This is a genomic window from Mesorhizobium sp. RCAM 06353 (assembly GCF_059683585.1).
In genome coordinates this window covers 1,489,212-1,503,731 of the sequence record NZ_CM185031.1, presented here as the reverse complement: position 1 = coordinate 1,503,731, position 14,520 = coordinate 1,489,212, and the positions used below count along the sequence as shown (strand labels likewise).

General features: G+C 63.3%; 16 protein-coding genes. 1 reads left to right on the top strand and 15 read right to left on the bottom strand.

The annotated features are described in order from the left end of the window. Nucleotides 1-103: 103 nt before the first annotated feature. The 6 genes from AC56QX_RS06970 to AC56QX_RS06945 form a co-directional block, all read right to left on the bottom strand. The gene (locus AC56QX_RS06970) at nt 104-883 is read right to left on the bottom strand and encodes a succinate dehydrogenase iron-sulfur subunit (RefSeq protein WP_322417065.1); all 780 of its coding nucleotides are present in this window, start codon (nt 881-883) and stop codon (nt 104-106) included. Then, complete coding sequence (locus tag AC56QX_RS06965; RefSeq protein ID WP_497117699.1) at nt 883-1,320, bottom strand: DUF3052 domain-containing protein; 438 nt, start codon at nt 1,318-1,320, stop codon at nt 883-885. Before AC56QX_RS06965 ends, AC56QX_RS06970 begins: the two co-directional genes overlap by 1 nt. Nucleotides 1,321-1,322: 2 nt before the next feature. Further along, nucleotides 1,323-3,158 carry a succinate dehydrogenase flavoprotein subunit gene (gene sdhA / locus AC56QX_RS06960; protein WP_497114720.1) on the bottom strand — a complete coding sequence of 612 codons (1,836 nt, stop codon included), beginning with the start codon at nt 3,156-3,158 and terminating at the stop codon, nt 1,323-1,325. A gap of 1 nt (nt 3,159) precedes the next feature. Then, nucleotides 3,160-3,555: a succinate dehydrogenase, hydrophobic membrane anchor protein gene (sdhD, locus tag AC56QX_RS06955; RefSeq protein WP_497114717.1), complete on the bottom strand. Its 396-nt coding sequence runs from the start codon at nt 3,553-3,555 to the stop codon at nt 3,160-3,162. Nucleotides 3,556-3,557: 2 nt separating this feature from the next. After that, the gene (sdhC, locus tag AC56QX_RS06950) at nt 3,558-3,977 is read right to left on the bottom strand and encodes a succinate dehydrogenase, cytochrome b556 subunit (RefSeq protein ID WP_497114714.1); all 420 of its coding nucleotides are present in this window, start codon (nt 3,975-3,977) and stop codon (nt 3,558-3,560) included. Between the two features lie 258 nt (nt 3,978-4,235). Continuing rightward, a complete protein-coding gene (locus tag AC56QX_RS06945; protein ID WP_497114712.1) occupies nt 4,236-4,676 on the bottom strand; it encodes a hypothetical protein in 441 nt (146 codons plus the stop codon). Between the two features lie 250 nt (nt 4,677-4,926). Here AC56QX_RS06945 and AC56QX_RS06940 point away from each other — a divergent pair, with 250 nt between their 5' ends. Next, entirely contained in the window at nt 4,927-5,289 is a 363-nt protein-coding gene (locus AC56QX_RS06940; RefSeq protein WP_497114710.1) for a hypothetical protein, read from the top strand. Between the two features lie 164 nt (nt 5,290-5,453). On the opposite strand, the gene AC56QX_RS06935 is transcribed toward AC56QX_RS06940, so the two are convergent. The 9 genes from AC56QX_RS06935 to rplS form a co-directional block, all read right to left on the bottom strand. Then, nucleotides 5,454-6,665, bottom strand: a complete 1,212-nt coding sequence (locus AC56QX_RS06935) for a GGDEF domain-containing protein (RefSeq protein WP_497114709.1) — start codon at nt 6,663-6,665, stop codon at nt 5,454-5,456. Nucleotides 6,666-6,739: 74 nt separating this feature from the next. Beyond that, on the bottom strand, nt 6,740-7,936 hold the full coding sequence (locus AC56QX_RS06930) for a GGDEF domain-containing protein (protein ID WP_497114708.1): 1,197 nt from the start codon (nt 7,934-7,936) through the stop codon (nt 6,740-6,742). Between the two features lie 163 nt (nt 7,937-8,099). After that, nucleotides 8,100-9,509 (bottom strand): 3-isopropylmalate dehydratase large subunit, encoded by a 1,410-nt coding sequence (leuC, locus tag AC56QX_RS06925; RefSeq protein ID WP_497114706.1) that lies wholly within the window; start codon nt 9,507-9,509, stop codon nt 8,100-8,102. A gap of 290 nt (nt 9,510-9,799) precedes the next feature. Continuing rightward, nucleotides 9,800-10,435 (bottom strand): class I SAM-dependent DNA methyltransferase, encoded by a 636-nt coding sequence (locus tag AC56QX_RS06920; protein ID WP_497114703.1) that lies wholly within the window; start codon nt 10,433-10,435, stop codon nt 9,800-9,802. A gap of 54 nt (nt 10,436-10,489) precedes the next feature. Beyond that, entirely contained in the window at nt 10,490-11,296 is an 807-nt protein-coding gene (locus AC56QX_RS06915; protein ID WP_497114701.1) for an amino acid ABC transporter permease, read from the bottom strand. Between the two features lie 227 nt (nt 11,297-11,523). Continuing rightward, entirely contained in the window at nt 11,524-12,324 is an 801-nt protein-coding gene (locus tag AC56QX_RS06910; protein WP_477221483.1) for a transporter substrate-binding domain-containing protein, read from the bottom strand. Between the two features lie 165 nt (nt 12,325-12,489). Continuing rightward, nucleotides 12,490-13,026: a MarR family winged helix-turn-helix transcriptional regulator gene (locus AC56QX_RS06905; RefSeq protein ID WP_497114700.1), complete on the bottom strand. Its 537-nt coding sequence runs from the start codon at nt 13,024-13,026 to the stop codon at nt 12,490-12,492. Beyond that, nucleotides 13,023-13,436: an organic hydroperoxide resistance protein gene (locus AC56QX_RS06900; protein ID WP_497114698.1), complete on the bottom strand. Its 414-nt coding sequence runs from the start codon at nt 13,434-13,436 to the stop codon at nt 13,023-13,025. The genes AC56QX_RS06905 and AC56QX_RS06900 overlap by 4 nt, the downstream gene beginning before the upstream one ends. Nucleotides 13,437-13,852: 416 nt before the next feature. After that, nucleotides 13,853-14,398 (bottom strand): 50S ribosomal protein L19, encoded by a 546-nt coding sequence (gene rplS, locus AC56QX_RS06895; RefSeq protein WP_027042867.1) that lies wholly within the window; start codon nt 14,396-14,398, stop codon nt 13,853-13,855. Nucleotides 14,399-14,520: the final 122 nt, after the last annotated feature.

Here is a 14,520-nt window from a genome sequence, read left to right as displayed (position 1 = left end):
CGCAATGACAGCCAATCTCCCCACCCGTGGGGGAGATGTCCGGCAGGACAGAGGGGGGCGCCAAGGATCGCTACGTCCGAAGGTTGCAGCAAACCTGCTCCGCCTAAACCCGCCGCTCCACCATCATCTTCTTGATCTCCGCGATCGCCTTGGCCGGGTTGAGGCCCTTGGGACAGGTCTGCGCACAGTTCATGATGGTGTGGCAGCGGTAGAGCCGGAACGGGTCTTCGAGATTGTCGAGCCTCTCGCCCTTAGCCTCGTCGCGGCTGTCGATCAGCCAGCGATAGGCCTGCAGCAGCGTTGCCGGGCCGAGATAGCGGTCGCCGTTCCACCAATAGCTCGGGCACGAGGTCGAGCAGCAGGCGCACAAAATGCACTCGTAAAGCCCGTCGAGCTTCTCGCGGTCCTCATGGCTCTGCAGCCATTCCTTGGCCGGCTGCGGCGACACCGTCTTCAGCCACGGCTCGATCGAGGCATGCTGGGCGTAGAAGTTGGTGAGGTCGGGCACCAGGTCCTTGACCACTTGCATATGCGGCAGCGGGTAGACTTTCACGGCGCCGGAAATATCGTCGCAGCCCTTGGTGCAGGCCAGTGTGTTGGAGCCGTCTATGTTCATGGCGCAGGAGCCGCAAATGCCCTCGCGGCAGGAGCGGCGCAAGGCCAGCGTCGGGTCGATCTTGTTCTTGATCCACAAAAGCGCGTCGAGCACCATCGGCCCGCAATCGTCCATGTCGACGAAATAGGTGTCGATGCGCGGGTTCTCGTCATCGTCCGGCGACCACCGGTAGATGCGGTATTCCCGCAGATTCGTGGCACCCTCCGGCTTCGGCCAGGTCTTGCCTTGCTGGATCTTCGAGTTCTTGGGGAGCGTCAGTTCGACCATTACCTCAGGTCCTTTCGGATGACGAGCTTCAGCCCGGACCAGATTTCATTGACGGCGGCGACCTTGACGTCGACGAGGTCGCGCTTCAGCGCTTCAGTGCGGACAACACCCTCGGTGACATCGGTCGGCACTTTCGATGCCTTTTTCGGCCAGGACACCCGGACCATGCCATTGCGCTTGATCGCCGCCTCGACGTCGCCAAGGCGATCCTCGATCTCGGCGCGCTGTTTGGTGAAGGCATGGATGGCGTCGTATTTGAGAGCGGCCCCTGCAATGGCAGACCAATCGGTCAGCCGATCGACTTCGGCAAAAGCCACGGCATCGGTCAGGTCGTCGAGCTCCGGTGGCAGCGCTATGAAGGCGGCAGTCATGCCGTCCTTCAGGCCGAGCTTGGCCGGAAGGGGCGTGCCGGAATAGCCTGAGCCCGCCAGCGCCATCATCAGTACACCCTGGCCTTGGGCGCGATCTTGGCGAGGCTGATGCCGCCATCCTTTTCGGCCAGCAGCGGTTCGGTGTGCACGGGCCGGTAGGAGAGCGTCACCTTGCCGTCTTCGCTCAGCCTGGCCAGCGTGTGCTTGCGCCATGTGGCGTCGTCGCGTGCGGAAAAGTCTTCACGGGCATGCGCGCCGCGGCTCTCCTTGCGCGCCTCGGCGCTGTAGACGGTGGTGATGGCGTTGGCCATCAGGTTTTCCAGCTCCAGCGTCTCGACCAGATCGGAATTCCAGATCATCGAGCGGTCGGAGACTTTGATGTCCTTGAGCTCGCCCCAGATTTGCGAAATGCGCTTGCAGCCGTTTTCCAGCGATTCCTGCGTGCGGAACACGGCGGCGTCTTCCTGCATCGCCTTCTGCATCTTCTCGCGCAGCACCGCCGTCGGCGTCGAGCCATTGGCGTGGCGCAGCCCGTCGAAGCGAACCATGATCTTCTCGACCGAGGCTTCGTTGGGCGAAGGGATCGCCGACTTGCGATCGATGACCTGGCCGGCGCGGATCGCCGCGGCGCGGCCGAACACGACCAGATCGATCAGCGAGTTCGAGCCCAGCCGGTTGGCGCCATGCACCGAGGCGCAGCCCGCCTCGCCGACCGCCATCAGACCGGGCGACACCCGGTCCGGGTTCTCTGCCGTCGGGCTCAGCACCTCGCCCCAGTAGTTGGTCGGCACGCCGCCCATATTGTAGTGCACCGTCGGCAGCACCGGGATCGGCTCCTTGGTCAGGTCGACGCCGGCGAAGATTTTTGCTGATTCCGAAATGCCCGGGAGCCTTTCGTGCAAGACCGCCGGGTCAAGATGGTCGAGATGAAGGAAGATATGATCCTTCTTCTTGCCGACGCCACGGCCCTCGCGGATCTCCAGCGTCATGCAGCGTGAGACGACGTCGCGCGAGGCAAGGTCCTTGGCCGATGGCGCATAGCGCTCCATGAAACGCTCGCCCTCGGAATTGACGAGATAGCCGCCCTCGCCGCGCGCGCCTTCGGTGATCAGGCAGCCGGCGCCATAGATGCCGGTCGGGTGGAACTGCACGAACTCCATGTCCTGCAGCGGGAAGCCGGCTCTAGCCGCCATGCCGCCGCCGTCGCCGGTGCAGGTGTGCGCCGAGGTCGCCGAGAAATAGGCGCGGCCATAGCCGCCGGTCGCCAGCACCACCATCTTGGCCGAAAAGCGGTGGATGGTGCCGTCATCGAGATTCCAGGCGACGACGCCGGTGCAGGTGCCGTCCGGCTCCATGATCAGGTCGAGCGCGAAATACTCGATGAAGAACTGCGCATTGTTCTTCAGCGACTGGCCGTAGAGCGTGTGCAGGATGGCATGGCCGGTGCGGTCGGCCGCGGCGCAGGTGCGCTGCACCGGCGGGCCTTCGCCATAGTTCATCATGTGGCCGCCGAACGGCCGCTGGTAAATCTTGCCCTCTTCGGTGCGCGAGAACGGCACGCCATAGTGCTCGAGCTCGTAGACGGCAGCAGGCGCCTCTCGCACCAGATATTCCATGGCGTCGACATCGCCCAGCCAGTCCGACCCTTTGACGGTGTCGTACATGTGCCACTGCCAGGAATCGGGGCCCATGTTGGACAGCGAGGCGGCGATGCCACCTTGCGCGGCCACCGTGTGCGAGCGCGTGGGGAACACCTTGGTGATACAGGCGGTGCGCAGGCCCTGTTCGGCCATGCCGAGCGTGGCGCGCAGACCCGCACCGCCGGCGCCGACCACCACCACGTCGAATTTGTGGTCGACAAAGGTGTAGCCTGCCGTGTTGGCTGATTTCGTGTCCTTGGCCAACTCAGCCTCCGAATGCCAGCTTGAGCAGGGCGAAGATCGAGGCGACGCCAACCGCTATGGTGAAAAATGTGTTGAGCGCGATCAGCGCCAGCTTCATGCCTTCGCCATGCACGTAGTCTTCTATGATCACCTGCATGCCGAGCCGCATATGGATGAGCCCGGAGACCAGCACCAGTATGATGATCAGCGCGACGAATGGATTGGCAAGCGCGGCGCGGACCTCGGCATAGCCGGCGCCGTTGAGCGCGATCAAGAACCCGACGAAGAACAGCGTCAGCGGGATATTTGCGATGGCGGTGAGGCGCTGGCGCCAGAAATGCCCGGTGCCTTCGCGGGCCGAACCCAAACCGCGGACCTTGGCCAGCGGCGTGCGCATGTCGGTCTTGCCAGTGCTCATGGTCAGGCTCCCCGTGCCATATAGCCGGCGATCCAGATCAGCAATGTGAGCAGGATCGACCCGGCAAGCGTCGCCCAGGCGATCTTCGAGGCGGTGAGCTTCTCCAGCCCCGCGCCCGTATCCCAGACCAAGTGGCGCACGCCGCCGAGCATATGATGCATCAGCGCCCAGGTGTAACCGAACAGGATGAGCCGGCCGAGCCACGTGCCGAAAGCCCAGTTGACCCAGTCGAAGGTCGCCTGCGAGCTTGCCGCCGCCATCAGCCAGACGGCGACCAGCAGCGTGCCGAAATAGAGCACCCCGCCGGTGATGCGATGGATGATCGACATCGTCATCGTGATCGGCGGCCGGTAGATCGACAGATGCGGCGAGAGCGGCCGTTCACGTCTGGCGAATTCGCGGGTGGCTGGTGATTTGCTCATGGCTCCCCCAGTTTCGGCGTCTCTGAACCGCAGGTGAAAATGCGGCATTGCCGCTTCCGGTTGCGACTTCGGACAGCCGGTTTCTAATGCTCTTTTTGCACCGCGTCAAAGCCAGAAAATCGTTTTGGAAACGTCATTTAGTCTGACAAAAAGGCAGATCCTGGCTTCAATCGATTAGGGGCTGATGGCCGGCAGCCGGCTCTATATCGCTGCAGTGCAGCATATCTGGTCCAGGGCTCGGCTGCGTTGAGATTCGAACTATCGCTTGCAGGTCTGCGGCGTCGAGCCCCTCTTCATCACCAGCGCCTCACGCCCGTCGATCACGATTGCGTTATGCGTGGCAGCCTCCTGGTAGCGGCTGGACTGGTTGGCGGGCGACGCCACAAACTCTTCGGTCCCGCCACCCGGCTCGATCACACGCAACGACGAGCCGAGATTCTGGATGGTGATCGCACTGCCATTGCCGCATCCATAGGTCGCTGTACCCACAGTGGATCGCGGCGCGGTAAGATCGGTGGTGATCTTGGTCGCCGGTGCTGGAGGCGCGGATGCCGGGGGCGCCACGGCTGCGATGGACTGCTGAGCCGGAGCGGGCGGGACGGTATTGGCCGCCTTCGGCGCGCCATCCTGCGGCACACAGGCAGCGACGATAGCGAGCAATGGGAAAACGGACACCCAAACCGTCCGGCGTAACGCCATATGCTGTCCTCCCATGCGACAAGCTAGCCGCGATGCTTTGCCAAGATCAAGGGCACCCACCGCTGTCGCATTCGGAGCCGGCCGCGATGGTGCGGCCAAGCATGGCCGAATGATGGCCGTCGAGTTTTCCTCCCAGTCGGAAATTAACCATGTTCGACAAGACATCGCCGCGCAACGCGCCAGCCTCTTAACAAAGGTTAATAAAAGGTTAATTTCTGATTCGAGGAGGCTCCTCGAAAAGGAAGACATCATGCGTTCGAACTCTGGCAGATCGCGCCTAGCGGCGCTCATCCTGGCGGCCACGGTCGCCAGCCTGGCGGCGCCCGCACTTGCCGGCGCGCGTCATGAGGATCGCGTCTACGCCGATTCCTTCGGCAATCTCGTCATCGAAAGCGCCGCTGGCTACAAGCGCATCATCGTCGGCGAAGGCAAGCTGGCCAAACAGCTGTCCGACTACACCAGCGCCGGCCAGCCCAAGGTGATCTACCAGAACGAAGCCGACGAAATCTCGGGCTACAGCGATTGCTACCGGCCTCCGGTTTTCGTCAAAGGCCGCAGCTACATGTACGGGCTGTCCGACGGCGAGATGCCCGAACTCAGCCCTTGCCGCTAGAGCAATTCCAGGAAAAGTGTGAGCGGTTTTCCGTCAGGAATTGCGTCAAAACAAAGAGTTAGAGCGGTTCGCCGTTTCCATGAAACGGTGAAACGCTCTAGAGCATGATCCCGAAAAGTGGGAACCGGTTTTCTCGGACAAACGGGTTCCCGTTTGTCCAGAGATCATCCTGATCTAGAGCTCATGACGATCGCGTTGGATGACCATTCGCCTCCCGGTCCGGCCGAGACACGCACGCAGTCGCGCCCGGCATTCTTCGCCAGATAAAGCGCCTCATCCGCGCGCCGCATGAGATCGGCGATGGTTTCGCTAGGATGAAGTTCGGCGACACCGAAACTCGCCGTGCAGCGATTGTCCGCCGGCAGTCCGTCGATGGGCAGCGTGCCGAACGCGCTGCGCGTGCCCTCGGCGAACAGCCGGGCGGCGGCAAGGTTTGTCCCCGGCAGGATGATGGCGAATTCCTCGCCGCCGATGCGGCCCGCGACATGGTGTCCGGCGGCGGCCTCGCGCAGGAAACCGGCGAAGGTCTCGATCACCCGATCGCCGGAGGCATGGCCGAAACTGTCGTTGATGGCTTTGAAATGGTCGAGGTCGGCGATGACCAGCGTGACCGGAACGCCTTGCCGCACGGCGCCAAGCAACGCGTGCTCGGCCTGGCGCGTGAAGGCACCGCGATTGAGCAATCCCGACAGCGTATCGGTCTCCGACCTCGACGTCACTTCAGCCAGCACCTCGAGAACCAGGATGGCCAGTATCAGCAGCGCCAGGGCCAGGGCAAAGACGGTGCCGAGCGATTGCGACACCAGCGCGTAGTTACTTTGTAGATAGGCCTGCGGATTGGCGCCCCAGCCACCGAGCGCATGCGCGATGAACGGCTTTGACGCGAACTGCACACCGCTGGCGGCGAGCACGGCCATCAGGATACGATCGAGCCGGCCTCGCCTTTGCCTCGACAACCAGACGATGGCCAGGCCGACGAATTGCATCACGGCATAGGGAAGCTGGTAGGCCATCATGCGGGCCAGCGACTGGCGCGGCAGGTCCTGGACGAAGTAGACGGCGATGGTGGCGGCGACCAGGAAGAACAGCATCGGCGGCCATGGCGGCGCCACGCCGTATTTGCGGGCCAGCCCGGCATTGAAGGCTATTGTTGCGCCAAGGAAGACCGCAAAGGCGGTGACCACCGGGATCCGGGCATCGGTGAAGACGGGAATGCTGAATTCGATCGCCGAATAGGCCATGCCCAGGACATAACCAAAGGCGAACCAGCGCGCCGGGGCGCGGCCGACATCGTGGAACGCGACCGCCATGAAGGATGCCGCCAGCAGGCCGGCAACCGACAGATTGATCAACAGGATGAAGTTCGCGCCGCTCATCTCTTTCACACCCGTGCCTCAGCTAAGCATCGACGGGCGAAAAAGACGTTAACGTGCGCTAAAATAAGCGGGTGTCAGCCGGTCTTGGACGGCTCCGGCACCAGCGCCATTTCCGGCCGTTCGTAGGAGAGGCGCACGCTGTCGCGGCCATTCTTCTTGGCCTTGTAGAGCGCCTCGTCGGCGCGGTGCATCAAGGGCTCAAGCGCTTCGTCGCCGCTGCGGGCGGCCACGCCGAAACTGGCGGTGACCTTGGTGCCGGGGGGCAGCCCGTCGACGCCGCCTGCAGAGTAGAGCGTGCGTACAGCCTCGGCGAACAGCCGCGCGGCCGCCAGATCGCTCAACGGCAAGAGCACGGCGAACTCCTCGCCGCCGATGCGCCCGGCAGCTCCGCGCGCGCCCGTAGCCGCGCGCAGCTTGGCAGCGAAATCGGCGATCACCCGGTCGCCGGCGGCGTGCCCATGCACATCGTTGAGCGCCTTGAAATGATCGAGGTCGGCCAGCACCAGCGCCACCGGGAACCTGGCCACCGCGCAGTGTTGCAGGAGCTGGGCCGCGCGCTCCTCGAAGCCGCGCCGGTTGAGCAGGCCCGACAACGGATCGGTATGCGTCTCGGCCTTCAGCGCCTGCATGACGTCGAGGGCGGCGGCGGTGAACAGGCAAAGCGCGATCAGCAGTGACAGCAGCGCGTGCGACAGCAGCGCCGTCGTCCAGTAGGAGGAGCCGTAGAACCCGTCATAGCTGGTGAACGGGCCGTGCGCGATGACGACGCCAAGCGTGCGCACGAAGAAGTTCAGGCCCGACAGCAGCGACAGCACGAACAGGATTTTCTCGGTCGGGCCGTTGTTGCGCACCGGTCGCAATTCGGCGGCGACCAGAAGGCTGATGCCGCCAAAAGCAAAATTCATCGCCAGGATACGCCAGGTGAGATCCGGCGCGACGAACAGGAACCAGCAAAACGATGCCAGGCCACCGCCTGCCAGAACGCCGATCCCGACATAGGGCACCTTGCGCCCGTAGCGGGCGACGATGGCGCCCGACAGGCAACAGCCGGCAATGGTGAAGCAGATGTTGGATACCAGCTTGGTCAGCGCCATGCCGATGGGCAAGGTGAAGTACTGGAACAGAAAGCCGGGCGCCGAAACACAATAGCTGAGCGCCAGCATGGCCAGATAGGGCCGATGGCGCTGATAGGTCCATAGCACAAGGAAGGCCGCGCCGAGTGCCAGCGCGATCGTCGGATTGAGCAGCGCTATGAACAGACCGGTGTCCAAAGGACGGTGACTTCCCCTCGCTTGACGTCAGGGAAGAGCTTAGAGCGCAAGCCCAAACAAGCGGTTAAGTCCAGGCGAATATGTGGGCCGCACGAATGAAAAAGACCCCGGAAGCGCAAGGCAGTCCGGGGTCTGGCAATCACAAGGACGTGTAGACGGGACGTTATTTCCAGTCGCGGATGTCGACGAAGTGGCCGGCGATCGCCGCCGCCGCCGCCATCGCCGGCGACACCAGGTGGGTGCGGCCCTTGAAGCCTTGCCGTCCCTCGAAATTGCGGTTCGAGGTCGAGGCGCAGCGTTCATGCGGCTTCAGCCGGTCGTCGTTCATGGCGAGACACATCGAGCAGCCCGGCTCGCGCCAGTCGAACCCGGCGGCGAGGAAGATCTTGTCGAGACCCTCGGCTTCCGCCTGTTCCTTGACCAGGCCGGAGCCCGGTACGATCATGGCGTTGACGCGCGGATTGACGGTCTTGCCCTCGATCACCTTGGCGGCGGCGCGCAGATCCTCGATGCGGCCATTGGTGCAGGAGCCGATGAAGACGCGGTCGAGCGCGATGTCGGTGATCTTGGTGCCCGGCGTCAGGCCCATATAGTCGAGCGCGCGCTGCTTGGAGGTGCGCTTGTTCTCGTCGGTGATATCGTCCGGGTTCGGCACGATGCCTTGCACGGAGACGACATCCTCGGGCGAGGAACCCCAGGAGACGATCGGCGGCAGCTTGGCCGCGTCGAGCACGATCACCTTGTCGAAATGCGCGCCTTCGTCGGACTGCAGCGTCTTCCAGTATTCGAGTGCCGCATCCCAGGCCGCGCCCTTCGGCGCGCGCGGCTTGTCCTTGACATAGGCGAACGTGGTCTCGTCGGCGGCGATCAGGCCGGCGCGCGCGCCGCCCTCGATCGACATGTTGCAGATCGTCATGCGGCCTTCCATCGACAGCGCGCGGATCGCCTCGCCGGCATATTCGATGACATAGCCGGTGCCGCCTGCGGTGCCGATCTCGCCGATGATGGCCAGGATGATGTCCTTGGCGGTGACGCCTTCCGGCAACTGGCCGTCGACGCGCACCAGCATGTTCTTGGCCTTGCGCTGGATCAGCGTCTGCGTCGCCAGCACATGCTCGACCTCGGAGGTGCCGATGCCGTGCGCCAGCGCGCCGAAAGCACCGTGAGTCGAGGTGTGGCTGTCGCCGCATACGATGGTCATGCCGGGCAAGGTAAAGCCCTGCTCCGGGCCGATGATGTGGACGATGCCCTGGCGGATATCGTTTTCGGAATAATATTCGACGCCGAAATCCTTGGCGTTCTTGGCCAGCGCCTCGACCTGGATGCGGCTTTCCTCGTTCTTGATGCCGAACTTGCGCTCGGGCGAGGTCGAGACATTGTGATCGACCACGGCCAGCGTCTTTTCCGGATGGCGGACTTTGCGGCCGCTCAGGCGTAGGCCTTCGAAGGCCTGCGGGCTGGTCACTTCATGGACGAGGTGGCGGTCGATGTAGAGCAGGCAGGTGCCGTCGTCCTGGCGGTCGACGACATGGTCGTCGAATATCTTGTCGTAGAGGGTGCGCGGTGCGCTCATGTGCGTAAATCCGTCGATATGAGAAGGGAAAGAGCAAAGCCGGCAATCACGGGCCGGCGAACGACCTGGACAGGTCGGCCTAGCTAAGTCGGCTGGTCAGCGCACCGCTGACGCGCGCGGAAAAGCGCGACGGCAGGCGTTTTCTGTCCTGCAGCACGAAACCCTTGTAAGCCGGATCGCCAAAAAGCTCTTCCATGGCGTGGCTCATACCAATGTTTTGGCTTTTCGGCAATTGCGGCGTGGCGGTGCGGCTTTCCCTTTCCTTGTGGGAGAAGGGAAGTTGGCGCCGCTCACATCACCTCGAACACAAACGTCTTCACCAGCGCATCCGGTTCGGCGATGGCGTAGCAGCGGAACCACGGGCTCTGTTCGACGAGCCGCCATTTGCCCGCCTGCTCCAGCTCATCAAAAACGCCCTGAAAGCCGCCGCTCTCAAACACCTGGTCGCGCACGGTGAAGATGGCGTGGCCGCCTTTCCCGGTGATGCGCACCAGTTCATGCAGTCCCGACGCCGGCGCATGGCTGATGGTGAACACGCCGGTCGAGAAGAAGGCGCGGAAATGGCCGTCCGGCCATGGCAACGGCCCGCCCAGCATCGCCTGTTTCAGCTCGCTATAGGCGTTGCGGCTGCCAGCGATCTTCAGCATGTCGTCCGACAGGTCGAGCCCCACAATGTCGCCATAGCCGAGCGCCTTCAGCGACGGCCCCGACAGGCCGGTGCCGCAGCCGGCATCGAGCAGCGGCCCTTCACCCGCCGGCACATGGCGCGCCACCCAGGCGGTGATCAGGAACGGCAGCAAATAGCCGAGCGAGGCGGTCTCGCTGTCATAGGTCGCGGCCCAGGCGGCATAGGCCTGCGCCAGCGTTTCCGGCGTGTCGGCGCCGTAGACGGAATCCAGCGCCGCATTGGCCTTGTCGACGATCATGAGACCTCCTCAACGAGATATGCCGGGGATCGTAGCGCCGTCTTCGCCGGAAAACTATTCCTGATGCTGGTTTCGCAGCCGCCGTTCCAGCGCCCTGAGCGCCAGCGACAGGCTGACGGTCAAGATGAGATAGATATAGGCTGTTATCGAATAGGTCTCGAAGAAGCGGAACGAGCCGGCGGCATAGACCTTGCCCATCTGCGTGATGTCGGCGACGCCGAGCACCGAGACCAGCGAGGAATCCTTGACCAAAGCGACGAAATCATTGCCGAGCGGCGGCAATATGGTGCGGATCGCCTGCGGAAAGACGATCAGCCGGAAGCGCTGCGAGCGGCTCAGGCCGAGCGCCTTGGCCGCCTCGATCTGGCCCTTCTCGACCGCCTGGATGCCGGCCCGGAAAACCTCGGAGATGAAGGCCGAATAGCCGATGGTCAGCGCCATGATGGCGCGCCACAACAGCGACACGTCGCGCACCAGGAGCTCGCCGAGATAGCCCGCACTTTGCAGCGGCGCGGTCAGCGCATTCCAGGCCGCGACGAAGGCCGGCGCGCCGGCAAACGCGATCCAGAACAGCAGCACCAGGATCGGCACGCCGCGGATGATCTCGACATAGAAGCGGGCGATCTGCCGCAGCCAGGGCGAGCCCGACAGGCCCATCAGCGCAATGCCGAGACCGATGATCGACGCCAGCGCGAAAGCCACCACGGTGACGAAGACGGTGACGCCGATGCCCTTGGCGACAGTGGCGAAGACCTGGGCATAGAGGTTGCTGGCCGCGATCGACAGGGCCGCGACCAGTGCCAGCGCTGCGGCAACGGCAAGCCACCAAGGGAAGTCGGGTTTGGTGGAGGGCCCCCGCATCAAAAGGATCGCGCCAAGGCACCCCCCTCTTGCCTGCCGGCCATCTCCCCCGCAAGGGGGGAGATCGGCATCTTTGTCGACGGCACTCTTCTTGCAACGTTGGTGATTGGCGAAAGCGGAAGAAACAGCCAATCTCCCCCCTTGCGGGGGAGATGTCCGGCAGGACAGAGGGGGGTGCCTAGGCGCAATGTCAGCGCGCTATCACCCGAGACCCCCACCAAGATCGCTCACTGCCCCATCTTGTAATCAAGAAACCACTTCTTGTTCAGCGCATCAAGCGTCCCATCCGCCTTCAGCGCCGCGATTGCCGCGTTGACCGGCTTCACCAGGTCCGACCCCTTCGGGAAGATGAACCCAAAGTCCTCGGTGCCGAGCGGTCCGCCGATCAGCTTCAGCTTGCCCTCGGACGCATCGACATAGCCCTTGCCGGCGGTGCCGTCGGTCAGCACGACGTCGACATCGCCCGACTTCAATGCCTGCACCGTGGCGCCGAACGTCTCGAACAGCTTGATGCGCGGGTTCTGCTCATTGCCGTCGAGCACGCTGTAGACGGCGGTGTAGAAGGGCGTGGTGCCGGCCTGCGCGCCGATCAACCCGTCCTTGAAGGCGCCGAAGGTCTTGGCGTCGGTGAAACGGCTTTCGTCACCGCGCACCAGCATGAACTGCTCCGAACGCATATAGGGGTCGGAGAAATCAACCTTCTCCTTGCGGTCATCCTTGATGGTGATGCCGGTCATGCCGATGTTGTACTGGTTGTCGGAAACCGCCTGGATCATCGCGTCCCAGGAGGTGTTCTGGTACTCGACCTTGAAATTCAGCCGCTTGGCGATCTCGTTCATCGCGTCATATTCCCAGCCGATCTGTTTTCCGGTCTTGGGATCGATGAACTGCAGCGGCGGATAGGCGTTTTCGGTGACCACCACCACCTTCTTGCCGGCGAGATCGGGCAGCGCATCGGCAGCCCATGCGGCGACGGGCGCAAGCACGAGAGCCAGCAGGCCGGCCAGCAGCAGTTTCGACTTGGTCATGACACACTCCCGAAAATTGAAAGCGCCCGAATATCGGCCGGGCTTACTGGAAAATCCGGCGCCGACTTTAGCTTTCCGCATGCGTCACGCAAGACGGTCCGCTGCGTCAGCGCGCGCGAAAAGGGATTCCAATGCCCTCAATTCAGGGATTTCGGGATGATCTGGTTATGTCGAGCCAGAAACCAGCGCTTCCGCACCTGCCGCCGGATCTTCCGTTACGGCGTTGCGCAGACCGGCAACAAGATGAGTGAGCGTTGCGTGCAGCGCTTTCGCTTCGCCCGGCTCCAGCGGCACGCTGCAGGCAAGTGCTGCGGACACATCCTTGATGCGCGCACGCAGCGCCTGGCCCTTGGCCGTCGGCTCGACCAGCACCCGGCGCTCGTCGGCGGCATCGCGGCGGCGGGTAACGAGGCCGCCTGCCTCCATCCGCTTGAGCAGCGGCGTCAGCGTCGCGGAATCCAGGCCAAGCGCCTGACCAAGCGCGCCCACCGTGCTCGGCGCGTGCTCCCATAGTGCCAGCATGGCCAAATATTGCGGATAGGTGAGACCAAGCGGATCGAGCAATGGCCGATAGAGCTTCGTCATCAGCCCGCTCGCCGAATAGAGCGCGAAACACAGCTGCTGATCGAGCCGCGGCATGGGAAAAGTCCCGGCGGTCTCCGCCGGGACTTCCTTGGCTCTCGTTTCGACTTTTGCCGTCATGCCGCCTTTACCGAAAGCGCCACGTCGATATTGCCCCTGATGGCGTTGGAATAGGGGCAAACCTGGTGCGCCGCTGATACAAGCGCTTCAGCCGCCGCCTGATCAAGGCCTTTCGTTTCCACAGCGAGCGCCAAGCCGAGCTTGAAGCCCTCGCCATTGGGAAGCAGGCTGACGGTGGAGGTTACCCCGGCATCCGTGAGCGGTAGCTTCTGTTTGCGCGCGATGAAGCGGACCGCGCTTTCGAAGCAGGCGGCGTAGCCGATGGCGAAAAGCTGCTCGGGATTGGTCGCGCCACCCGGCCCGCCGAGCTCCTTGGGCATCGCCAGATCGACCTTGAGCAGACCGTCGCTGGTCTCGCCATGGCCGGCGCGGCCGCCGGTGACGTGAGCCTGTGTGGTGTAGAGTGCCATATCAAATCTCCAATTATCTTGTACACGATTATTTAGTACACAAGATGATATGCGTCAAGCCTCTCGCTGCTGTGTGTTTTTGCTACCTTTAAACGACGGCGGGAATCCCGGACTTCGTCATCCTAGAGTGGAGCAGTCGCGAAGCGACGTCGCGAAAACCCTAGGATCCATGCCGTGACGTTCGACACGAGCGCCGCGGTTCAGAATGAGGGTAGCGCTAACCAGCCGGTTCTGCACCGTAGCGGCGCTCAGAAGTCGCGGCATGGATCCTCGGGTCTGCGCCGCGTCGCTACGCTCCTTGCTTCGCCCGTGGATGACGAAGCACAAATGTCTCGGCCAATTGTCAAAGGTATTAGATGTTCGCCAAACGAAAAAAGGCGGCCGAAGCCGCCTTTTTGAATGGGAATTCCGAAATCTTATTCGGCCGGGGTCGCTTCAGCGGCCTTGGCGGCCTCAGCCTCGGCGGCGGCCTTCTTCTCGGCGGCTTCCTTGGCGGCCGTCTCGGCGGCCAGCGCCTGGGCGGCGGCGACCTTCTCGGCTTCGATGCGGGCCTTCTCGGCGTTCAGCGCATCGCGCTCCTCATCGTTGAGCTTGCGGGCGCGCACGCCGGTGTTTTCCGAAATACGGGCCGACTTGCCGCGACGATCGCGCAGGTAATAGAGCTTGGCGCGACGCACCTTGCCGCGACGCACGATCTCGACGCCTTCGACCATCGGCGAGTAGACCGGGAACACGCGCTCGACGCCTTCGCCGTAGGAGATCTTGCGGACGGTGAAATTTTCCTGGAAGCCTGAACCAGCGCGGGCGATGACGACGCCCTCATAGGCCTGGACGCGGGTGCGGGTGCCTTCGGTCACGCGGACCTGGACGCGCACGGTGTCGCCGGGCTGGAATTCGGGAAGCTTGCGCTTGGCTTCGATCTTGGCGGCCTGCTCGGCCTCGAGCTGACGGAGAATATCCATCTCAATAGTCCACTTCTTGTTCTTCCGACAGTCAGAGCGCCCTACGCTCGCCTTGCAGTTCCATTGACCGCTCGGCTATGCCCTTTGTTCGAGAACATCAGGCAGGGGCGACTACACCGTCA